A 21,586-nucleotide genomic window follows, 5' to 3' on the forward strand; every position below is an offset into this window, starting at 1 on the left:
GACCCGTTGATTCATTTTGAAAATGTCGGATTGCGCTATGGAATGGGCCCGGAAATTCTCCGTGACCTGACCTTCGACATTCCCAAAAAATCGTTCCAGTTCCTGACCGGCCCTTCGGGTGCCGGCAAGACCACGCTGTTGCGGCTGCTGTTCTTGTCGCTGCAGCCGACGCGTGGCCTGATCCGCATGTTCGACCGCAACATCTCGACCATTCCGCGCGACGAGTTTCCGATGCTGCGCCGCCGTGTCGGCATCGTCTTCCAGGACTTCCGGCTGCTCGATCACCTGACAACCTACGAGAATGTCGCGCTGCCCCTGCGGGTGCGCGGCAAGGACGAGTCCTCCTATCGTTCCGATGTTCTTGAACTGCTTGGCTGGGTCGGGCTCGGCGAGCGCATCAACGTTTTGCCACCGGTTCTTTCAGGGGGCGAAAAGCAGCGTGCGGCAATCGCCCGCGCCCTGATCGACCGGCCGGAAATCCTACTGGCCGACGAGCCGACCGGCAATGTCGATCCGCCGATGGCGCGGCGCCTGCTCAACCTGTTCCTCGAACTCAACCGGCTCGGCACCGCCGTCGTTATCGCAACGCACGATCTCTCGCTGATGGACCAGGTGGAAGCGCGCCGCATGATCCTGTCCCAGGGACGGCTCGACATCTATGAGTGACGCCTCCGCCACCGGTCGTTCCCAACCTGCTGCGCCCAAGGAGCGCAAGGCGGCCCTGCGCGTGCGCCCGACAGCACCGATCGTGCCGCCGGGAAACGTCTCCGGCAATGCGCTGGTGCTGGTCATCGCCATCATGGCCTTCCTCGCCTGCCTGACGCTCGGCGCCGTCAGCATGGTGCGCTCGACGGCGCAAAGCTGGGAAAGTCAGATTTCCCGCGAGATCACCATCCAAATCAAGCCCGAAGAAAACCTCGACATGGAAAAGGCGCTGGCCGATGCGCGCGATCTGGCGCTCACCTTTGAGGGCACCACCAACGGCACCATCGTCGATAAGGCCGCGACCGCCCGGCTGCTGGAGCCATGGCTGGGAGCGGGCCTTGATCTCGATGACCTGCCGGTGCCGCGCCTCGTGATCATCACCATCGACGAGCAGAACCCGCCCGACTTCGCCGCCATGCGAACGATGTTGACCGAAACCATCCCCCAGGCCTATCTCGACGATCACCGCACCTGGGTCGACCGGCTGGTGGCGATGGCGCATACCACAGCGCTGATCGGCACCGGCGTGCTGGTGCTGGTGTTTTCCGCCATGGTGCTGACCGTGGTTTTTGCCACCCGCGGAACGCTTTCCGGCAACCGTCACATCGTCGAGGTGCTGCATTTCGTCGGCGCCGAAGCTGGCTTCGTCGCTTCGGAATTCCAGAAACATTTTTTGAAGATCAGCCTGAAAGGTGCAGGTGCCGGCGGGCTTCTGGCTGCCGCGTGTTTTGCGGTCGCGAGCTTCTGGCAATCGCGCTCGCTGGCCACGCCGCAAAGCGACCAGACGACCGCCATGTTCGGCAGTTTCTCCATCGGATATTCCGGCTATCTCGGCATTGCCGCCATCATGATCGTCATCGCGCTCCTGACGACGCTGACGGCCCGCTTCACGGTGATGCGGACGATCTACGAGATCGATCTGATCCGGTCGGATCCGGCCCGCATCGACGGAAACCAGACCTGATTGTCATGATTGCGTTGCCTTGCATCCATCCGTTGCCGCAATCTGCCTCTATTGAGGAGTTCGAATCACTCCTGCGCCTGATGGAGCAGCCGGAACGGCAATGAGCGAAAGCGGCGAAACACGGCAGAGGGGAACGCTGGTGCGGCGGCACGTAAGCCTGCGCCGCCGGATCGTGCGGCTGACATTTTACGTGCTTCTGCTGATTGCCGCCGCCGCCGCTGCCGGCTTTCTTTATTTTGCCGATTCCGTTGCCTCTCTTCAGCCGCCTGCCAATCCCAAGGCGGACGCCATCGTTGTGTTGACCGGCGGTTTCCAGCGGATCGACCAGGCTGTCGATCTGTTGAAAAACGGCGCGGGAAAACGGCTGCTGATCTCCGGCGTCCACCCTTCAACCACCGGCGGCCAGATTCGCCGCAACACCCAGAGTTCGGCTGATCTGTTCAAATGCTGCGTCGACATCGGTCATGATGCGATCGACACGATCGGCAATGCCAACGAAACCGCGAACTGGATCCGCGACAACGGTTACCGCAGCATTCTGGTCGTCACCAACAATTACCACATGCCGCGCAGCCTGCTCGAATTGCGCCGGGCCAATCCGGAAATCGAATTCATCGCCTATCCCGTCGTCAATTCCGATCTGAAGAGCACCAACTGGCTGGCCAATCCGATCGTGCTGAAGACGATCCTGCTGGAATATCTCAAGCTGACGATCGCTTCTGCGCGCGACGCGCTCGGCGCGCATCCGGCGAGCGGATTGCGCACCGAAACGAAGGTTGGCGGCAGCAGCGGGTAGACATCCGGCTTGATCAGGCCATCCAGCTGTTTTCCTTGCGGGAATATTGGTGTAGGCAGCGGGCTAACCTTTTCGCTGCGAAAGCCTGCCCGATGATCATCCTGCGTTCAGTCCTGTTCAACATCGTGTTCTACATCAACCTGATCCTTCAGATGGTCGTGATGACGCCGTTCTACTTCCTGGCGCCGCGCAAGACCTCGTGGTTCGTTCCGAAGAACTGGGCGCGCAGCAATCATTGGCTGCTCCGGGTGATGGTCGGCACGACGTTCGAGATCGAGGGCCTGGAGAACATCCCCAAGGGCGGCTACATCTTCGCGCCCAAGCACCAGTCGTTCTGGGATGTCTACGCCTTGCTGCCGTGGCTGGCGGACCCCTTCTTCATCCTCAAGCGCGAACTCGTCTGGATCCCGCTGTTTGGCTGGTACGTACAGAAACAGCGCATGGTTCCGGTCGATCGTGGTGCACGTGGCAAGGTGATGGCGGCAGTGATGCAGCGTGCCAAGGATGAACTGGCAACCGGCCGGCAGTTGATCATCTACCCGGAAGGCACGCGCCGTCCGCCCGGTGCGCCCCCCGAATACAAATACGGTATTGCAAGGCTCTACCGCGATCTCAATATGCCGGTGATCCCCGTCGTCATGCATCCGGGCCTGTTCTGGCCGCGCCGGAAGTTCCTGCGCTATCCCGGCCATTTCAAGGTACAGATCCTGCCGCCGATCGAGGCCGGGCTCGACCCGGACGTCTTCCTGAAAAAGCTGGTCGATGTCATGGAAAGCGCCAGCGATGCGCTGCTGGTCGAGACGGTGAGGAACAATCCGCATGTGCCGCTGCCGCCGACGGCCGTCCAGCGTTTGAAAGAGCTCAAGGAGCTCGGGGCTCAAGCCTAAAATTTCGTTCTTTCGACGATGGCAGCCACGTCTTCCAGCCAATCATCGCGAATGCCCATCTCTTTCAGGTGGGCGAGCGTATTCATGACATACTCGGTATTCGGCCCTGATTTTCCATGGGACACGGCGACGGTGGCAGCGGCCTCCTCGGCGCTCAGCGCTCCGGCATATTGCGCGTGGGCTCGATCGATCGTGTAGGTGAGCGCAGCGACGCGGCGGCCGTCGGCAAGCAGGATGGGCATCGTACGCTCGATATAGACATGGGTGACCAGTTCGCGTTCACGCAGGTAGCCGACAACGTCGTCCTTGTCCCTCAAGGCCACCTTGAACGCCATGCCGCGACAGGAGCCGCCATGGTCGAGACCAAGCACGAGGCCGGGACGTTCCGGCGTTCCCCGATGGACGAAGGATCGGACGCAGAGCGAGCGCCGGTAGCCGAAAGCCCGCGCCGTCATCTTGTCTTCGAAGGCAAAGCCTGGGTTCCACATCAGCGAACCGTAGCCAAACACCCAAAAATCGTCCATATCCACTGCCATTCACATCCATGCCATCCCGGCGCCACAAAACGGGGCCAGGAGCGGCGGACAGACCACTCTGGTGCTTTCCTAGCGCATCTGCCCGGCAATCGGAATCGATTTCCTGCACGATTTTTGGAGCGCATGCGACCGTGGACTGCCCGATCGACTGACCCCGGAGTAGACCATGACCGCAACAGATATCGCCGCTCCCTCCGCCGGCAACCGGAAAATCAGACGCCTGGCGATCGGTGTCGTGCTGTTCCTCATTGTCTATTCCGGTGCATGGTTCATCGCAGCCCACCAGATCGAGACGCGGCTGGGGGCCTTCCTGACCGAGAGGAAGACGGGCGGTTCTTCAGCGGAGTGCGACGCCCTGAACGTGCGCGGCTTTCCCTTCCGCATCGGCCTGTTCTGCAATAGCGTACGTCTTGACGACATGACGCGCGGAGCATCGGCATCCTTCGGCGCGCTGCGCTCGGCAGCACAAGTCTATAGACCCGGTCATGCCATCATCGAGCTCGACGGTCCGGCAGAAATCCGCTTCTCGCCCGGCATGACCGTCTCTGCAGACTGGGAACTGATGCATGCCAGCGTGCAGGCAACGCTGTCAGGCCTCGATCGCACCTCGCTGACCTATGACAAGCTGGCCGGCACGGCGATGCTGCCCGCCTTCGAGGACGATGCCACACCGGGTGACACGCATAAATTCATCTTCAATGCCGGACATGGCGAGGCGCATTTCCGCCAGAACGGCCCCGATCTCGATGCGGCCCTCAGCATCGACAAGTTCGATTTAAAGCTCGATGCCGGATTGAGCCTGCTGCCGCCCGTCAACGCCAGCGCCGACATGACCTTCGTCGATCGCGCCAATTTGATGCAGCGGGGCGGATGGAAGCCGGATGCCCTGCGGGGCAGCAAGGGCGAGATGCGCAACCTGACGCTCGATCTCGGCAATGGCATGGTGACATCAGCGACCGGCCCGTTCAGCGTCAACGACCAAGGCCTGATCTCGGGAGAGTTCAGCGTCACCATGCAGAATATCGAAGGCTGGCGCCAGAACCTCGTCAAGGTTTTTCCCGACGAGGATGGCACCGTCATGATCAACAATATCGCCAATATGCTGACGGCACTGGCCGACGGCAAGAACGAGGCGACCGTGAAGCTCAACGTCCGCGACGGGATCGCGTTTCTGGCGTTCTTTCCGATTGGGGAACTGCCGCAGCTTTGAGGGTGTTTTGGAGGAACACGCAGTCAGTGTCATGCGTTCTGCACCTCCTCTCACTACTTATTTCCATCTGATCATATCGGGTTGGTGAGATCAGATGGCCTCAGGCAACTGGTACTCATTGACGCCATCAATAGCGAGCAGTGCCGCATTCCGCCGCGCCAGCGTTTCCCGGTAGTCTTGCGCCTCAACATCTTTGAAGAATGGAGCATCCGGCGCGAGCCTGGCAACAGCCGCCTCTACATCCTCCAGCCGTGCACGGAAGAACTCCTTACGGTAGTTCTGCGCATTTATTCGGACCGGGTCGAATTCTTTATGTAATGCTCGCTCAAGTGCCGGCGCGTCGTCACTGTAGATGATGGCATGAGTATCAAAGATGAATGGCACGCTGGCGTCGCCCAATTCCCGAACGCGATCTGCGGGATCCAGACGGCGGGTAAGGCCAATCTTCACCACGTCGTCGCCGAATGAGCCAATATTCGAGATAATATAGACATAGCCTGACTTAGTTCTTTCTGCCATTGCCTGGGCCCGTTCGAACTTGGCATGAGCTTCTGCCAAGTCGCGCTCCAACATTTCTATCTGTGTGTTGAACGCCTCTAGTTTTGGGCCAACGGCGCTCTCCGCTTCCGCCTTCGCCTTGTCAAGGAGCCTATGATAACGGGCTTCTTCTTCCTCGGCACGCTCCATGTCACGCATTAGCTTTTGCTCTTCTTTTTGAGCTCGCGCCATCTCTGCACGCTCTTCTCGCTCCGCTTTCAACTTTTCCCGATATTCGTGCGCAAGAAACAATTCTTGGTATTTGAGCTTCACGTAGTCGAGGACGATTGAGACATGCGTCGACTCGTTCAGATTATTAATCTGCGTGTAGGCGTTGGCTATCCGCTTTTCCATGGCATTCACATTGTTCCAGCGAGTATTGGCAATCGCCGCTTCGCATTCATTGTTGAACGCCCTGAGGGTCAGTTTGATGTTGCGATTTGTCATCACCTTGCCCTTTGCAAGACTGCCCTCGACATGCCACTGGGTCGGGCAAACCACAGCAGTCTTGTCGGCTACCATCGTTTTCTGGACGGTGCGAATGACCTCGATATTACGCTTATATTCTTCGCTGTCGCTGTAATCGAAGTGAGGTTCGTAAACACCCATCTCCGCAAAGGCGAGTTTCTCATCAAAGACGGCCACTTCTTTAATCAGCCGGTCATAGATACTTTTCTTTTCGGCATAAGATGATCTGAGTGCCGCTAGATCTCCGTTTAAAGTTGAGATCGTGGCGTTGACATTTTCAACTTCCTTATCCAGGTCAATGACGGGTCTGAAGCGCTCCTCAAGCTTACCTACATAAGTCGCCAGCGAGTTTCTTTCCTGTTCGAACTGACGACCACGCGCAACGGCTTGATGACCAGCTGAGCGGCTTTCGCTCAGTAATGTGACCGTTTCCGCTAGGGATTTAACGGTCAGTTTGAGGCGCGCTCTTGCCCGCACATACATGTAGATGAACATTATCAGTAGGATGGGACACGCCAGCGCTGTTACCCCAATCGCAATGGCGACGATCTGTTCGTTAGTCATATTTCTCCCCACTCCCTATGAGCGCAGAGTGGCCAATCCTACACGCAAGAGTCAAGGAGGTGGAAGAGAGCGATATCACCCTTATCGATATGTTGCCTGAGCATCGCTTGTGGCTGCGCAACTCAGCACAACCCTAGGGTGAAGCGTCACGACTGACGAAACAGGAACCAAGTCATCGAACATTGTTCGATGCTTCAGCCAAACGCCTACTTCTGATCCATCGCATGCCGCCCGAAGTCGGCCATTTCCGTATCCTGGCCGGCCTGGACGATCGAGCGGCGGATGGCGCGGGTGCGGGTGAAGAGGTCGAACAGCTTGTCACCGTCGCCCCAGCGGATCGCCCGTTGCAGATAGGCGAGGTCCTCGGAAAAGCGCGCCAGCATTTCCAGGATCGCATCCTTGTTGTGCAGGCAGACATCGCGCCACATGGTTGGGTCAGACGCCGCAAGACGGGTGAAGTCGCGGAAACCGGAAGCTGAATATTTGATCACTTCCGATTCGGTCACGGCTTCCAGATCGTCCGCCGTGCCGACAATGTTATAGGCGATGATGTGCGGCAGGTGGGAGACGATCGCCAGAACCTTGTCGTGGTGTTCCGGGTCCATGTCATCGACCATCGAGCCCAGCGTTTCCCAGAAGGTGCGCAGCTTGGCCTTGGCCGTTTCATCGGTATCCGGCAGTGGCGTCAGGATGCACCAGCGGCCCTTGAACAGGCCGATGAAGCCCGCATCCGGGCCGGAATATTCGGTACCGGCAATTGGATGGCCGGGAATGAAATGCACGCCCGGCGGCATATGCGGCGCCATCTGGGCAATCACCGAGCCCTTGGTCGAGCCGACGTCGGTGACGATCGTACCCGGCTTCAGATGAGGCGCGATCTCGGCCGCGACAGCGCCGGATGCACCGACCGGCACCGAAACGATGACCAGATCGGCATCCTTGACCGCATCGGCGGCCGATATCGTATAGCGGTCGCCGAGATTCAGTGCCTCTGCCCGCTTCAACGTTGCTTCACTGCGCGTCGAGATCGTGACCGACCCGGCAAGGCCCTTGTCCTTGATCTCGCGGGCGATCGACGAGCCGATCAGGCCGATGCCGATCAGCGCGATGGTTTCGAACTGCTTTGCCATCACGCCACCTGACATCAAGGTTGCCCCATGAACTCGGTCAGCGCCGCGATCACGCCCTCATTGGCTTCCGCCGAGCCGATCGTCATGCGCAGCGCATTGGGCAGGCCATAGCCGCGCACCGCCCGCAGGATGAACCCGCGGCTGGTCAGGAATTCGTCCGCCTCCGGCGCGCGTTTGCCGTCGATATCGGGGAAGTGGATCAGCACGAAATTGGTGACCGACGGCGTCAGCCGCAGACCGAGCGCGGAGAACGCGTCGGTTAGCTTGCCGAGCCACAGCGAATTGTGCTCAAGCGCAGTCGCCATAAACGCCTGATCGCGGATTGCGGCGGCACCGGCGGCAATCGCCGGCGCATTCATGTTGAACGGCCCGCGCACCCGGTTCAGCGCATCGATGATGGCAAGCGGCGCATACATCCAGCCGACCCGAAGCGCTGCAAGCCCGTGGATCTTCGAGAAGGTGCGGGTCATCACCACGTTCTGGTTGGACGATACCAGCTCGAGGCCGGCTTCGTAGTCGTTGCGGCGGACATATTCCGCATAGGCAGCATCGAGAACCAGAATGACGTTCTTAGGCAGGCCGGCCTGCAGGCGGCGCACTTCATCGACCGGAACATAGGTGCCGGTCGGATTGCCGGGATTGGCAAGGAAGACCATCCTGGTCTTCGGCGTGACGGCTGCAAGGATGGCATCGACGGTGACGTGGCAATCGTTTTCCGGCACGGTGACCGGCGTAGCCCCCGCACCCATGATCTGGATTTTGTAGACGAGGAAACCGTGCTCGGTGATGATGGCCTCGTCGCCGGGGGCGAGATAGACGTGGCAGAGCAGGCCAAGCAGCTCGTCGGAACCGTTGCCGCACATCAGGTTGGCCGTGTTGAGGCCATAGACGGAGGCGATGGCTTCACGCAGCTCGATCGCCTGGCCGTCCGGGTAGATTTCAAGCTTGGCCGCCGCCTTCTGGAAGGCTTCGATCGCCTTCGGGCTCGGACCCAGCGGGGTCTCGTTCGAGGACAGCTTATAGACCTTGGCGACACCCGGCGCATGCTCCTTGCCCGGCACATAAGCGGCAATATCGAGGATACCGGGGCGTGGCGTTGGGCTCGTAAGGTCTGTGCTCATGGGATCAGCTTTCGGCGACAGGGAAATGACGCTCAGGCAATACCGGTGCAGCGGGTTTTTGTCGAGTGTGGCATTGTTTCTTCGCTCACACCTCTGACCTCCCCCCTCTGTCGGCGACGCCGACATCTCCCCCACAAGGGGGGAGATTGAACGAAAGCTCGGTGGCCATAAGGAAAAAGAACGATCTCCCCCCTTGTGGGGGAGATGTCACATAGTGACAGAGGGGGGCGACTGGGCTCGGTCGCCAGTGACGCTACCCAGCATCCCGCGTCGTCGGCACGCCCTGCGGCGCCAGCACCGGCACGAAGACGCGGCGCGAGGCGCGGGCGGCGACCGGCAGGCCCTGATAGAGCCGTTTCTGCGCCTCGACGATAATGACACCGGAAAACACCGGCCAGAGCGACCGGCCGATGCGCTCGAAGGCCTGGCGCATTTTCAGGACTACCTTCAGCTTCGAAGGCGGAAAGAACAGCGCATCGGCGGAAGCGCCGGGGGTGAAATTGGTTTCGCGCAACAGCGCGGTCAGCTGTCCCCGCGAATAGGGCCGGCCGGAACCGAATGGCGTGTGCTCCATGCGGGCCCAGACGCCGCGGCGATTCGGCACGACGATCACCAGGCGCCCGCCCGGCGCCAGAATGCGCCAAAGCTCCTTCATCGTCTCGCGCGGGTTTTCCGCAAATTCGAGAGAATGCACCATCAGCACCCGGTCGATCGACGAATCGGGCAGCGGCAGTTCCTCGTCGAAGATCAGCGCCGTTGAGGAAAGCTCGGCAACCGGCCAGTTCACCGCCCCCTGCCCCGCCGGCATGAAGGCGAAGGTGCGCTCGGTATCGGCACGAAAGCGATCGAGATAGGGAACGGCATATCCGAGCCCCACCAGACGCTCTTCCGGCAACCTAGCCCAGACCGAGGATAGCGCCATGCCGATCGATTGTTCGGCAAAGCGCCCAAGGCGGGAATGATAGAACTGGCGAAGGTCGACGATATCTGCGTGCATGCCCTCATGTTAGACTGGAACGGGTGGACTTCAAGGCGGCGCTCACTACATTCGCCTGAACGCCCCGCCCCCTCCGCAGGAATCCTCTTCATGGCCAATCTCGACATCGAACTGTTCCCATGCCGCACCGACAATTTCGGCGTGCTCATCCACGATCCGGACAGCGGCGCCACCGCCTCCATCGATGCGCCGGAAGAACAGCCCATCCTCGACGCCCTGAAACGCCGGGGTTGGACGCTGACCCACATCCTGACCACGCACCATCATCCAGACCATGTGGACGCCAACCTGGCGCTGAAAACGCGCTATGAGGCGACGATCATCGGCCCGGAAAACGAGGCCTCGAAAATTCCGGGTCTCGACATGACCATCGGCGATGGCGGCGACTTCGAATTTGCCGGTCACAAGGTACATGTTTTCGAAACGCCGGGGCACACGGCCGGGCATATCTGTTTTTATTTTCCCGACGACAAGCTCTTGTTTTCCGCCGACACGCTGTTTGCGCTCGGTTGCGGCCGCCTGTTTGAAGGAACGCCGGCGCAGATGTGGACTTCGCTGCAGAAGCTGATGGCGCTGCCGGATGATACCGTCGTCTATTTCGGCCACGAATACACGCTCTCCAATGCCCGTTTCGCGGTAACGGTGGATCCGGACAATGCGGCGCTGAAATCGCGTGCGGCCGAGATCGAGGCTCTGCGCGCCAAGGGCAGCTTTACCGCACCGACGACGCTGGGACTGGAAAAGGCCACCAACCCGTTCCTGCGGCCGCACGACGCGGGCATACGGACACATCTGGGGATGCAGAGCGCTTCGGATGCCGAAGTCTTTGCCGAGATCCGCAAGCGCAAGGATAATTTCTGATGGATGTTCAACTGCCGCTGTCGGCGCAAGCCATCATCGAGACCTTGAAAATGGAGCGCCATCCGGAAGGCGGCTGGTATATCCAGACGTTCAAGGACAAGGCGGGCGGGCCGCGCGGCCACTCGACGGCGATCTACTATCTGCTGGAGCGCGGCGAACACTCGCACTGGCACCGCGTGCGCGATGCGGTCGAGGTCTGGCATTTCTATGCCGGCGCGCCGCTGTCGCTCAGCATCGCCGAGGACGGCAAACCGGCCACGACCGTCAAGCTCGGTTCCAACATCCTGATCGGCGAACTGCCGCAGGCCATCGTCCCGGCCAACGGGTGGCAATCGGCGACCTCGCTTGGTGCCTGGACACTGGTCGGCTGTACAGTGTCGCCGGGCTTTGATTTCTCGGCGTTCGAAATGGCTCCGGCCGGCTGGCAGCCGCCGGCGGCTTAAGCCTATTCGGCGGGTTGCGCGGCACTTGAGCGGTCACGGAAAATAATGTCCTTGGCCGCCAGCACCGCGCCGCCCGTCACAAACAGGCAGGCAAGCGCGATACGCCACGACGGCTCGGCAAAGCCGAAAGCGATCAACACCAGCGTCGAGAGAACCGGTGCGGCATAGCTGGCTACGCCGAGGATCTGGATATTGCCGTTCTTGACGCCAAAATCCCAGGCATAGAAGGCAGCACCGACGGGCAACAGGCCGAGACCGGCAACGGCGATCCATTGCGTCGCCGTTTGCGGCCAGACAGTGGTTTCGAGGCCAAGATGGCAGAGGAACGACAATGCCGCCGTTGCCAGGCAGAACCCGGTGACGACATCCGTCGAAACGGCCTCGAATCGCCGCGTCAGCAGCGAATAGCCGGACCAGGTGAAGGCGCAGGCCAAAGCCGCGCTGTACCCCATGACATAGGCATCATCGAACTGAACGCCATTGCGCGCGACGATCAGGATCGTACCGGCAAGACCGCAGACGGCCCCGGCGACGTGATACCAGCGCAGCCGCTCGCCGGGCAAAAGGGCAGAGCCGACGACGATCAGCAGCGGCCAGAGATAGGCAATCAGGCCTGCTTCGACCGCAGGCGCATTTCGAAGCGCTGTGAAATAAAGGAAATGATAGCCGAACAGGCCGGCAATGCCGACGATCCAGACCTTTGCGGGCTGCTTGAGAAGCGCCAGCCGCTCAGGCTTGAGCGCCAGCACGACGAGGCCGGGAATGCTGCCGATGGAAAAGCAGATTGCCGAAAGCTGGAAGGGCGGCATGGTGCCGGAGGCGGCCGTGAACAGCGCCAGCAGCGACCACATCAGGATCGCCGAACACCCGATCAGCGTTGCCTTGACTTTCATACCCCACCCCCCGGCCTTGATTGATCGTCAGCTCCCGAAACGCGTTGCCCAGATGGTGACCGGGCCATAGCTGGTCGGGATGCGGACGTAGACCGGAGCATATACATTCACCGCCTCGGCCTTGGCAAACCAGATCTCCATGGTTTCCAGCTTGCGCAGGTAATCGACGTCGTCGCGGCCCTTGCGGAAGCCGGATTTCGGTACAAACTTGATGCCGCAGACGATAACATCGCCTTGGAAACCTTCCGTTTTGAACGGCCGGGTGCCCTTGGGCGAAAGCTTCAGGTCCATGCGCGATTCGCCGTCAAAGACCGGCACGCTTTTCGGGCAGACCTTCGTATCGGCGGGGAAGATCAGTCCGGAAAGCGGATCAACGACATTGCGCATATCCGCCTTAGTCACCGGCACCCAATTCTTCGGGATCTTGCGCGGTGGCTTCATCGAGGCGGACACGACATCGCCATCGCGGAATTGGACGTCGATCGCCCGGCCCTTCTTGCCGGTCTGATACTTGACCCGATATTCGGATGCGCTCAACTGGTCGCGGCCGACGATGCCGGAGACCGAGGTTTCGCCCGAGGTCTGGGCGAAGATATCGGCAAGCCCCGCAGAATTCATCGTGCCGGAAATAGTGTAGCGCTTGTCGTTCAACGCGGTATGGAACGAAGCCTTTGCAATCGGCAGGCCGGCAAGCGAGATGCTGTAATCCGTATTGTGCGTCACATCGACGGCATAAGCCGTACCTGTGGAAAACGTTGCCGTTGCAAACGCCAGAAGCGCCGAGACACCGATGCGCCAGTTCATTCCAGAGCCCTTCCATTTCGTCATGCGACATTAGCCGATACGGCGGGTTTGCGGCATTTATGCGCCGTGAAACCCGCTTTTGCCACAAGCCTTAACCCGTGGACCAATAAAGTGGAATTGGCTGCTGCAAAGATGTATAGGACGCAGAGAATCTGAACCGAACGGCATCTCCGGCTTGAAAGACCACGGCGTTTCTCAAGAGTTTTTCCCGGAAAACGAAGGTTTGGCTTGACGCCGCGGCTCTCGCTGACTATAGAACCGCAACTTTCCAATCATGGCCAACGGAATGCGGCCTGGGCATATGGCCCGCCAACGCATGGACCGAAGGCGAAAAGAAAATAGGTGCATCATGTCCCGTAGTTGCGAATTGACCGGCAAGGGCGTCCAGTCGGGCAACAATGTGAGCCACGCAAACAACAAGACCAAGCGCAAGTTCCTTCCGAACCTGTGCCAGGTCACGTTGATTTCCGACGTGCTCGGCCAGCGTTACCGTCTGCGCGTTTCGGCCGCAGCCCTGCGTTCGGTTGAACATCGCGGTGGTCTCGACGCATTCCTGATCAAGGCTGACGAAGTCGAGCTGTCGATGCGCGCGCGTCTGCTGCGCCGCCAGATCGTCAAGAAGACGGCTGAAGCCGTCGCTATCGCCGCTTAATCGGCGAGCTTGGCTCTACAGTTTAAAAGGCTTGCCAGGGCAACCGGCGAGCCTTTTTCTCGTGTAATATTCCAGTGCACCGTTCGCGCTTGCCGGGCTTAAGGCCCGGTGAATTGCGGGCTCAGATGACTCCAACTGGTGGCATACCCCAGGATAAAAAAATGCTTACAAACCGCACGTTCCTAACCTATGTCGCGCTGATGACCCTCGTGGTCGTGGCCTCGAATTTCCTGGTCCAGTACCCCCTGCCCGGCTCGATCGCCGGCATACAGCTGGGTGATCTCCTGACCTGGGGCGCCTTCAGCTATCCGATCGCCTTTCTCGTCACCGACCTTACCAATCGCCAGTTCGGCCCCCGCACTGCCCGCAAGGTGGTGATCGCCGGCTTTGCCGTCGCCATCGTCCTGTCGGTACTGGTCGCCACGCCGCGCATCGCGATCGCCTCGGGCTCCGCCTTCCTGCTCGGCCAGCTTCTGGATATCTCGGTGTTCAACAAGCTGCGGATGCAGAGCTGGTGGCGCGCGCCGCTGGTCGGCTCGCTATTCGGCTCGTTCCTTGACACGGCGATCTTCTTCTCGTTCGCCTTTGCCGCGGTCTTCGTTTTCTTTGGCCCCAACGATCCTTTCGCGCTCGAAGCCGCTCCGATCCTCGGCGTGATGACAGCGGAAGCGCCGCGCTGGATCTCCTGGGCGCTCGGCGACCTCAGCGTCAAGATCATCGTCGGTCTGGTGATGCTGTTGCCCTATGGCGCACTGATGAACGTGATCAAGCCGATGCCGGGAGCGAAGGCAAACGCCTGAGCTGCGTGATGCAACAAGGCGACGGCAGAGCAAGTTCACCCCCCTCTGTCAGCTGCGCTGACATCTCCCCCACAGGTGGGGAGATCGTTCTTTTACCTTACATGCCTCGCCTCAACTTTCCCCCGCTGTCAGGAAGCAGCAAAGTTTCGGCCAATCTCCCCCCTTGTGGGGGAGATGTCACGGAGTGACAGAGGGGGCGAGCTTGCTCGGAGTTCCCGACTCACAACACCACAGGCCGTCACTCGACCAGCCGGAATTCCAGCATCAGGTTACGCTCGAGGATGGAGTGATTATCGTCGGAAACGAGGATGAGGCGGATGTCCCCGCCAGGTTCCACCACGACGTCCAGACCTTCCATGTTGTCGATCTGGTAGCCCATATCGGCGCTCAGCAGGATTTCGCCATCGACCACCGCGCCGGGCTTGATATCGTCGCCCTTGATGCGGCGAATCTGCATGCCGATGCCTTCGGCAAAACTGAAGCGGCGCTCCAGAATCAAAAGGTCGCCATTGGGCAGGAACGCGCCGTCAGTCACCGCAAACGGACCTTTGCGGACGACCCCGAAGACACCCTTGCGCGGACCATCGAGGACGGCGGCCAAGAGATGTCCGTTCTTGTCGAAGCTTAGCTCGGACACGACGGTGACGCCGCCCGCAAGCGGGCTGTCCTTCGGCGAAACGGCGATGGTTTCAAGCCCACGATTGCCGCGCAGCGACGTGACCGGAATGAGAAGCGGCAGGGTCGCCACGGGCCCGGACCGGGCAAAGCCCGGGTCCGGATAGATATCGACGCGGTGAAGGCCCTCATAGCTGGCGAGAACCGCGCCATCATGCAGCGCCACACCTTCGCAGTCCATGCGCTCCTTGACCTGCTCCGAGCGGCCATTGGCATCGATCATCGAGGTGACCGTCAGATCGCTAGTGCCTGACAGCCGGCCCTTCGGGTCGCGCTCGATTGCGCCTTCGACCCAATGGCCGGTGTCCATAATCGCGACAAACGATGTCCGGTCCGGACGAAAGCGGATCGACGAGATCGCCCCGAGCAGGGCATTCGACGACGACATCTCGATGCCGCCGATGAATTCCAGCTTGCCGAACAGGTGCTGATCCGAGCCGATCTTGAAGTTCTCGATCTGCCGGCTTTTCACCGGAACGGTTTCCGAAGGTGCAAGTTGCGGCGCAGCCGAGGCCGCGACGGCCAGCAATAGGGAAAAGGCGGCGGCCTGGATCAGTGTCGCTTTCAAAAGACGTCCTTCCGGCAGGCCGGCATGGAGCGCAAAGCGGCTCCGTAAAAATCAGCAAGCAATAGGCGGGCAAGGCGGGACACAGGATGTCCCGGCCAGACGCTATTGTCAGCTCCCACGCCGGCGCCCGGGGCCAGCGCGGCGGCGGGAGCTTTCATCGTCGAATAGCGACGCCAGCTGCTCGGTCATCGCCCCGGCCAACTCGTCGGCATCGACGATGGTCACGGCCTTGCGATAGTAGCGCGTCACGTCGTGACCGATACCGATCGCCAGCAGTTCGACCGGCGAGCGCGTCTCGATCTGATCGATGACGGCGCGCAGATGCCGTTCGAGATAGTTGCCCGGATTGACCGACAGGGTCGAATCATCGACCGGCGCACCATCCGAGATCATCATCAGGATGCGGCGCTGCTCGGAACGGCCAAGCAACCGGTTATGCGCCCAGATCAGCGCTTCGCCGTCGATGTTTTCCTTGAGCAGGCCTTCGCGCATCATCAGGCCGAGATTACGGCGTGCCCGCCGCCATGGGGCGTCAGCGGACTTGTAGACGATGTGGCGCAGATCGTTGAGGCGGCCCGGCGTCTGCGGCTTGCCGCTGGCCAGCCATTTTTCGCGCGATTGTCCGCCCTTCCAGGCTTTGGTGGTGAAGCCGAGGATCTCGACCTTGACGCCGCAGCGCTCCAGCGTGCGGGCAAGGATGTCCGCGCAGGTGGCGGCAACCGTGATCGGCCGTCCGCGCATCGAGCCGGAATTGTCGATCAGAAGCGTCACCACCGTATCGCGGAAATTGGTGTCCTTCTCACGCTTGAAGGAAAGCGGCTGCATCGGGTCGATAATCATGCGCGTCAGCCGCGCCGAATCGAGATAGCCCTCTTCCAGGTCGAATTCCCAGGACCGGTTCTGCTGCGCCATCAGGCGGCGCTGCAACCGGTTGGCCAGACGGCCGACCGCACCCTGCAGATGGGCCAGCTGCTTGTCGAGGAAGGCCCGCAAGCGGTCGAGTTCGGCTTCGTCGCAAAGCTCTTCGGCCGTGGTGGTTTCGTCGAACTCCTCGGTGAAGACGCCGTAATCGACCTTCTCGTTGAAATCGTCGAAGGGATGGCTTGGGCGCTTGACCTCGCCGGGCGTTTCGCTGTCGTCCTCGCCGTCGTCCGACATCTCCTCCTCGGAGATTTCGGCACCGTCCATTTCGCCTTCGTCCATCTGCTCGTCGGCAGATTCGTTCTCGTCGGCGGGGGCAGCGTCGGAACCGGCATCCTCGTCGGAGCTGTTTTCATCCTGCTCCTGGCTGCGCGGCTGGTCTTCGTCGGTCTGGCTTTCCTGATCGTCCGGCTCGACATCCTCGTCGCCGTACTTTTCGGCCATCTCCATCGATGTCAGCATATTGCGTACGACACGCGCGAACGCCTGCTGGTCATTGACCGCGGCAGACAGTTCCTTCATGTCGCCGGCAGCTTTTTCCTCGATGAAGTCGCGCCAGAGATCGAGCACCTTGCCGGCGGAGGCCGGCGGCTTCTGGCCAGTCAGTTTTTCCCGCACGATCAGGGCAACGGCCTCTTCGAGCGGGGCATCCGCCTGGCGGTCGATATTGCCGAAATTGGCCCGGGCGTATTTTTCATCCAGCATCGAGGTGATGTTGCTGGCAACGCCGCTCATGCGCAGCGAACCGATCGCCTCGACGCGCGCCTGTTCGACAGCGTCGAAGATACCGCGTGCATCAGCGCCCTGCGGCGCCATGGTCGCGTGGATACGGGCATTGTGGCAGGCCTTGCGCAACGCCATCGAATCGCCGAGCCCACGGGTGACCGCGAGCTCCTGGCGCGTCGGCCGCTTGGAGATTTCCGGCAGCCGCACGCGCTCGCCGGCAAGACCCGGACGCTCGTTGGCAAACACGACTTCGATTTCGGAACCCCCGGCAATCGAGCGGATGCAACCGGTCAGTGCGCGGCGGAATGGCTCCACATCCACGACGCCGGCCGGCCTTGCTTTCGAATTATCGCCCCGGCCTGCCATCGATCAGGCCGTGGCTTCGAGCACGATATTGGCAGCACTTTCCTTCAGCTCGACACCGAAGGCGCGCTGATAGTGTTCCGCCACCAGCGCCCGTTCCAGTTCGTCGCACTTGTTGAGGAAGGTGACGCGGAAGGCAAAGGCGATATCGCCGAAGATATGCGCGTTTTCAGCCCAGGTGATGACGGTGCGTGGGCTCATGACGGTCGACAGGTCGCCGTTGATGAAGGCTGCACGGGTGAGGTCGGCAACGCGGACCATCTTGGAGACGGTGTCGCGGCCGCGATCCTTGGTGAAGCCCTTGACCTTGGCGGCGACGATATCGACTTCGTTGTCATGCGGCAGGTAGTTCAGCGTGGTGACGATCGACCAGCGGTCCATCTGCGCCTGGTTGATCTGCTGCGTGCCGTGATAGAGCCCGGTCGTATCGCCGAGGCCGACCGTGTTGGCCGTCGAAAACAGGCGGAAAGCCGGGTGCGGGCGAATGACGCGGCTCTGGTCGAGCAGCGTCAGGCGGCCGGACGATTCCAGCACGCGCTGGATGACGAACATGACGTCCGGGCGGCCGGCGTCATATTCGTCGAAGACCAGCGCGACATTGTGCTGGTAGGCCCAGGGCAGGATGCCATCCTTGAATTCGGTGACCTGCATGCCGTCCTTGACGACGATGGCGTCCTTGCCGACGAGATCGATACGGCTGACATGGCTGTCGAGGTTGACGCGTACGCAGGGCCAGTTGAGGCGAGCGGCGACCTGTTCGATATGGGTCGACTTGCCGGTGCCGTGATAGCCGGACACCATGACGCGGCGGTTATGGGCAAAGCCGGCCAGAATGGCGAGCGTCGTCTCGCGGTCGAAGAGATAGTCGGGATCGAAATCCGGCACATAGGCATCGGCCTTCGAATAGGCCGGCACGCGCAGATCGGTGTCGATACGGAAAACGTCACGGACGGAAACTGTCGTATCGGGGAGGTTGGAAATATCGAGGTCTACCTTGCTCATCATGTCTCCAGCACGGTAAAGCCCCTTGACTCGAATGGCGGGGGCGTTCCCGTCTATGCCTTTATAAAAGTGTGACCGTAATAAAACGGGTTCCTAGCAGAAGCCAGCCTGTTTTAACAATTGATATGCCTGGATCACGGCGCGAAAACGATCTTCCGATCCCCTGTCTCCGCCATTTGCATCGGGGTGATGCTTTTTTACAAGCTCTTTATACGCCGTCTTCACATCTGCCGCGGTCGCATTGGCATGCAGACCGAGCGTCTCGAAGGCCTTAGCCTCCAATGTCTTCAGTTTGCGCAGCCGCGGTTCCTGCCGGTTGGCGCGGGCACGCGCCTGATCGACGAAACCGAAGGGATCGCGCATACGGGCCTGGGCACCGGCCGACCCGGAGCGTTGTTGCGACTGCTGCGGCGCATTCTTGGCATTCTTGTTCACCCCCACCGTCCACGTCGGGCGGTGGCCGGTGATGGCTTCCTTCTGGTAGCGGGCGATCTCGCTGTCGGAAAGGCCGGAGAAATAGTTGTAGCCCTTGTTGTATTCCTTGACGTGCTCGAAGCAGAACATGAAAAACTCGTTTTCGGCATTGCGGCCCACCGGCGCGCGATGAACCGCATTCTCCTCGCAGCCGTCCCACTGGCACTTGGGTGCCATCGGCTCGGGTTTCTGGGTCACCCTGCGGCGCGTCCGGATCCCGTCAAAGTATTTTGAATCAAGTTTCATGGCGCTAATTATGGGGCGTGGCGGACGCCACAACAAGAATTGACAAACCGGAATGTTGCAGGCTTTGTGAAGCAATTTTGCACCGCGCAAAACGCAATCCCGCACGGGTCGTTCGTTTGAGGTCGATGCTGACGGAAAAGCCAGAAAAACGGGGCCAAAACATGTCGCTTCAAAGCCGCATCGAAACAAAACTCAACGCGGCATTTTCGCCCGAACGGCTGATCGTTGTCAACGAAAGCCATCTGCATGCCGGCCATCATCCCGACATCGACGGCACCGGCGAAACTCATATGCGGGTACGGATTGTTTCCAGCGCCTTTATCGGCATGAGCCGCATCGCCCGGCACCGCGCCATCAATGATGTTCTGAAGACCGAAATCGACGCCGGATTGCATGCGCTTGCCCTTGAACCAGCTGTTCCCGGGGAAACAACCCGCTGGTAAGGATAAGGGTAGCGTTTGTTGAAGCAACGAAGGTAGACCGAAGGGTTTAATTTCTGCCGAATTGACGAGATTGTGGCCGACATCTACAATTGCCGGTGGGGCCATAGATTTATCGGATCGGGCGATCCGTTTATTATTACGACATACAGAAAATTTTCATCATAGGCGGAGCCGGTTCAAGGTTGTCCGGGGAGCCTCTTTTTTGGGGTCAAGACGATGCTCAGGAGGTTTGGGCTTGTCGCGGCGTTCGTCGCCGCGTTTCTATCATTCAGTGAAGGTTCGGCAGCAACGCCATCGGGTAAAAAAGTAGCCCTTGTGATGGGCAACAGTGCCTACAAGCACGCGGTCGAATTGCCGAACCCGAAAAACGACGCCAAACTGATGGCGGAAACGTTCCGCACGGCCGGCTTCACCGTCATCGAGGGCGAAGATCTCGACAAGACGGCAATGAGCACATTGGTCGATCAGTTCACCGAAATCGCCTATGACGCCGATGTTGCCGTCGTCTACTACGCCGGCCACGGCCTGCAGGTCGATGGGCGCAATTATCTCGTGCCGATCGATGCGCAGCTGGAAAAGGCGGCGCAATTACAGACCCGCACGGTGCCCGCCGAAAAATTCCTGGCCGCCCTGCCGCCGGACCCTGCCGTCAGCATCATCATCCTGGATGCCTGCCGCGACAATCCGCTGGCACGCTCTTTGGCAAAGGCCATGCCCGCCAGCCGCTCCGCCTCGATGGGCGTGGGGCTGGCACCGGTGCAAGCCAACAGCCAGACACCCGGATCCGGCGGACTGCTGATCGCCTATGCGACCGATCCAGGCGCCGTGGCCTATGACGGCAAAGGCATCAACAGTCCCTATACAACTGCACTGGCGCGGCATCTGACGACACCCGGGCTTGAAATCCAGAGCGCCCTGACGCGGGTCCGCGCCGACGTCTCGGAAGCAACCGGTGGCGCCCAGCATCCCTGGCACAATGCCTCGCTATCGCGCGAAGTGTTCATTGGTGGAGAGCCTGCGGCCGAGGCTGCAATTGCTACACCCGCCGACGTGAAACCTGCGGGTCAAGCGACTGCGGCCGGCGCCAACGATGTCAACTGGACCGTAGAGCAGAAACTGTGGGAAGAGGCCTCCAAGCGCAACACCGTCGCGCATTACGAGCTTTACCTTCAGCAATATCCAAGCGGCAATTTTGCCACGCTTGCCAAGCTCAACCTCGACCAGCTGAAAGCCACGGCGACCACGCAAGTCGCTTCCGTTGCTCCGGCCGGTGAGGCGACGGCATCGGCCTCGCAAGTCCGCACCGCCGTCGCAATGCCGGATGATGTCAAGCTCAGTGTCGGGACGCCGGAAACGGAAACGGCGCTTAATCTCGACAAGGAGGGCAGGATCGATCTGCAACTCAGGCTCGGCGCGCTTGGCCATGTCACCGGCGGCGCAGATGGTGCGCTCGGTGCCCGCTCACGCACGGCGATCGGTGCGTGGCAACAGCAGAACGGCATGGTCGAGACAACCTACCTGACGCGACAGCAGCACATGTTCCTGATGATTCAGACCGATCCGATGATGCCGCAGATCCGCGCCCAGTATGAAACGCAGAAAGCTGCGATTGCGGTTCGCAAGGCGCCAAACCCGGCCCGCCAAAAGGTGGCTGGACAGCGCGTCAAGCGGCAACACAATGGCGCAACCCTGGAAGGCCCTGTGGAAAGAAACGGCGGCGGAGTCGATCCCGCAGGGGCAGCCTTCGCCGGTGGCCTGCTCGGCGGCGCTCTTGGGGGTATTATCGGCAGCCGTTAAGAC

Annotated in this window: 22 protein-coding genes; 11 read left to right on the forward strand and 11 right to left on the reverse strand. The window is 60.5% G+C overall.

What is annotated here, in order from left to right; all coding sequences use genetic code 11:
• Positions 1 to 6 precede the first annotated feature (6 nt).
• From ftsE to ACP7E6_RS09655, 4 genes are all read left to right on the forward strand, one after another.
• Positions 7 to 666 (forward strand): cell division ATP-binding protein FtsE, encoded by a 660-nt coding sequence (gene ftsE / locus ACP7E6_RS09640; protein WP_037100430.1) that lies wholly within the window; start codon positions 7 to 9, stop codon positions 664 to 666.
• Complete coding sequence (locus ACP7E6_RS09645; RefSeq protein ID WP_426229539.1) at positions 659 to 1,669, forward strand: cell division protein FtsX; 1,011 nt, start codon at positions 659 to 661, stop codon at positions 1,667 to 1,669. Before ftsE ends, ACP7E6_RS09645 begins: the two co-directional genes overlap by 8 nt.
• 100 nt (positions 1,670 to 1,769) lie before the next feature.
• Positions 1,770 to 2,465 carry a YdcF family protein gene (locus ACP7E6_RS09650; protein WP_426229541.1) on the forward strand — a complete coding sequence of 232 codons (696 nt, stop codon included), beginning with the start codon at positions 1,770 to 1,772 and terminating at the stop codon, positions 2,463 to 2,465.
• Between the two features lie 92 nt (positions 2,466 to 2,557).
• Entirely contained in the window at positions 2,558 to 3,352 is a 795-nt protein-coding gene (locus ACP7E6_RS09655; RefSeq protein WP_426229543.1) for a lysophospholipid acyltransferase family protein, read from the forward strand.
• On the opposite strand, the gene ACP7E6_RS09660 is transcribed toward ACP7E6_RS09655, so the two are convergent.
• Positions 3,349 to 3,888 (reverse strand): gamma-glutamylcyclotransferase, encoded by a 540-nt coding sequence (locus ACP7E6_RS09660; RefSeq protein ID WP_426229544.1) that lies wholly within the window; start codon positions 3,886 to 3,888, stop codon positions 3,349 to 3,351. The two genes, ACP7E6_RS09655 and ACP7E6_RS09660, sit on opposite strands and share 4 nt — an antisense overlap.
• Positions 3,889 to 4,054: 166 nt before the next feature.
• Here ACP7E6_RS09660 and ACP7E6_RS09665 point away from each other — a divergent pair, with 166 nt between their 5' ends.
• Entirely contained in the window at positions 4,055 to 5,098 is a 1,044-nt protein-coding gene (locus ACP7E6_RS09665; protein ID WP_426229546.1) for a DUF2125 domain-containing protein, read from the forward strand.
• A gap of 90 nt (positions 5,099 to 5,188) precedes the next feature.
• Here ACP7E6_RS09665 and ACP7E6_RS09670 read toward each other — a convergent pair whose 3' ends face one another.
• The 4 genes from ACP7E6_RS09670 to ACP7E6_RS09685 all read right to left on the reverse strand — a co-directional run bounded on the left by ACP7E6_RS09670 (position 5,189) and on the right by ACP7E6_RS09685 (position 9,915).
• Positions 5,189 to 6,667, reverse strand: coding sequence for a DUF4041 domain-containing protein (locus ACP7E6_RS09670; RefSeq protein WP_426229547.1), 1,479 nt, complete (start codon positions 6,665 to 6,667; stop codon positions 5,189 to 5,191).
• Between the two features lie 206 nt (positions 6,668 to 6,873).
• A complete protein-coding gene (locus ACP7E6_RS09675; protein ID WP_426229927.1) occupies positions 6,874 to 7,800 on the reverse strand; it encodes a prephenate/arogenate dehydrogenase family protein in 927 nt (308 codons plus the stop codon).
• Positions 7,801 to 7,811: 11 nt separating this feature from the next.
• A complete protein-coding gene (gene hisC, locus ACP7E6_RS09680; protein ID WP_426229549.1) occupies positions 7,812 to 8,918 on the reverse strand; it encodes a histidinol-phosphate transaminase in 1,107 nt (368 codons plus the stop codon).
• 253 nt (positions 8,919 to 9,171) lie between these two features.
• Entirely contained in the window at positions 9,172 to 9,915 is a 744-nt protein-coding gene (locus tag ACP7E6_RS09685; protein WP_426229551.1) for a class I SAM-dependent methyltransferase, read from the reverse strand.
• A 90-nt stretch (positions 9,916 to 10,005) separates the two neighbouring features.
• Here ACP7E6_RS09685 and gloB point away from each other — a divergent pair, with 90 nt between their 5' ends.
• Together gloB and ACP7E6_RS09695 are read left to right on the forward strand one after the other, a co-directional pair.
• Entirely contained in the window at positions 10,006 to 10,776 is a 771-nt protein-coding gene (gene gloB / locus ACP7E6_RS09690; RefSeq protein ID WP_426229553.1) for a hydroxyacylglutathione hydrolase, read from the forward strand.
• On the forward strand, positions 10,776 to 11,219 hold the full coding sequence (locus ACP7E6_RS09695) for a cupin domain-containing protein (protein WP_426229555.1): 444 nt from the start codon (positions 10,776 to 10,778) through the stop codon (positions 11,217 to 11,219). Before gloB ends, ACP7E6_RS09695 begins: the two co-directional genes overlap by 1 nt.
• A gap of 2 nt (positions 11,220 to 11,221) precedes the next feature.
• Here ACP7E6_RS09695 and ACP7E6_RS09700 read toward each other — a convergent pair whose 3' ends face one another.
• Together ACP7E6_RS09700 and ACP7E6_RS09705 are read right to left on the reverse strand one after the other, a co-directional pair.
• Positions 11,222 to 12,112, reverse strand: a complete 891-nt coding sequence (locus ACP7E6_RS09700) for a DMT family transporter (protein WP_426229557.1) — start codon at positions 12,110 to 12,112, stop codon at positions 11,222 to 11,224.
• 27 nt (positions 12,113 to 12,139) lie between these two features.
• Positions 12,140 to 12,940 carry a DUF3108 domain-containing protein gene (locus ACP7E6_RS09705; protein ID WP_426229559.1) on the reverse strand — a complete coding sequence of 267 codons (801 nt, stop codon included), beginning with the start codon at positions 12,938 to 12,940 and terminating at the stop codon, positions 12,140 to 12,142.
• 325 nt (positions 12,941 to 13,265) lie between these two features.
• Here ACP7E6_RS09705 and rpmB point away from each other — a divergent pair, with 325 nt between their 5' ends.
• Positions 13,266 to 13,568: a 50S ribosomal protein L28 gene (gene rpmB, locus ACP7E6_RS09710; protein WP_113241922.1), complete on the forward strand. Its 303-nt coding sequence runs from the start codon at positions 13,266 to 13,268 to the stop codon at positions 13,566 to 13,568.
• 161 nt (positions 13,569 to 13,729) lie between these two features.
• Positions 13,730 to 14,368 carry a queuosine precursor transporter gene (locus ACP7E6_RS09715; RefSeq protein ID WP_426229561.1) on the forward strand — a complete coding sequence of 213 codons (639 nt, stop codon included), beginning with the start codon at positions 13,730 to 13,732 and terminating at the stop codon, positions 14,366 to 14,368.
• Positions 14,369 to 14,606: 238 nt separating this feature from the next.
• Here ACP7E6_RS09715 and ACP7E6_RS09720 read toward each other — a convergent pair whose 3' ends face one another.
• The 4 genes from ACP7E6_RS09720 to ACP7E6_RS09735 all read right to left on the reverse strand — a co-directional run bounded on the left by ACP7E6_RS09720 (position 14,607) and on the right by ACP7E6_RS09735 (position 19,352).
• Entirely contained in the window at positions 14,607 to 15,599 is a 993-nt protein-coding gene (locus ACP7E6_RS09720; protein WP_426229928.1) for an esterase-like activity of phytase family protein, read from the reverse strand.
• 120 nt (positions 15,600 to 15,719) lie between these two features.
• Positions 15,720 to 17,624: a cobaltochelatase subunit CobT gene (gene cobT, locus ACP7E6_RS09725; protein WP_426229563.1), complete on the reverse strand. Its 1,905-nt coding sequence runs from the start codon at positions 17,622 to 17,624 to the stop codon at positions 15,720 to 15,722.
• A gap of 3 nt (positions 17,625 to 17,627) precedes the next feature.
• Entirely contained in the window at positions 17,628 to 18,623 is a 996-nt protein-coding gene (gene cobS / locus ACP7E6_RS09730; protein ID WP_113241926.1) for a cobaltochelatase subunit CobS, read from the reverse strand.
• A 93-nt stretch (positions 18,624 to 18,716) separates the two neighbouring features.
• Positions 18,717 to 19,352: a J domain-containing protein gene (locus tag ACP7E6_RS09735; RefSeq protein ID WP_426229929.1), complete on the reverse strand. Its 636-nt coding sequence runs from the start codon at positions 19,350 to 19,352 to the stop codon at positions 18,717 to 18,719.
• Between the two features lie 152 nt (positions 19,353 to 19,504).
• Here ACP7E6_RS09735 and ACP7E6_RS09740 point away from each other — a divergent pair, with 152 nt between their 5' ends.
• Positions 19,505 to 19,786 carry a BolA family protein gene (locus tag ACP7E6_RS09740; RefSeq protein WP_426229565.1) on the forward strand — a complete coding sequence of 94 codons (282 nt, stop codon included), beginning with the start codon at positions 19,505 to 19,507 and terminating at the stop codon, positions 19,784 to 19,786.
• A gap of 216 nt (positions 19,787 to 20,002) precedes the next feature.
• Complete coding sequence (locus tag ACP7E6_RS09745) at positions 20,003 to 21,583, forward strand: caspase family protein (RefSeq protein ID WP_426229567.1); 1,581 nt, start codon at positions 20,003 to 20,005, stop codon at positions 21,581 to 21,583.
• Positions 21,584 to 21,586 lie beyond the last annotated feature (3 nt).

It is taken from the genome of Pararhizobium sp. DWP3-4 (assembly GCF_049898205.1).
Taxonomy (GTDB): Bacteria; Pseudomonadota; Alphaproteobacteria; order Rhizobiales; family Rhizobiaceae; genus Pararhizobium.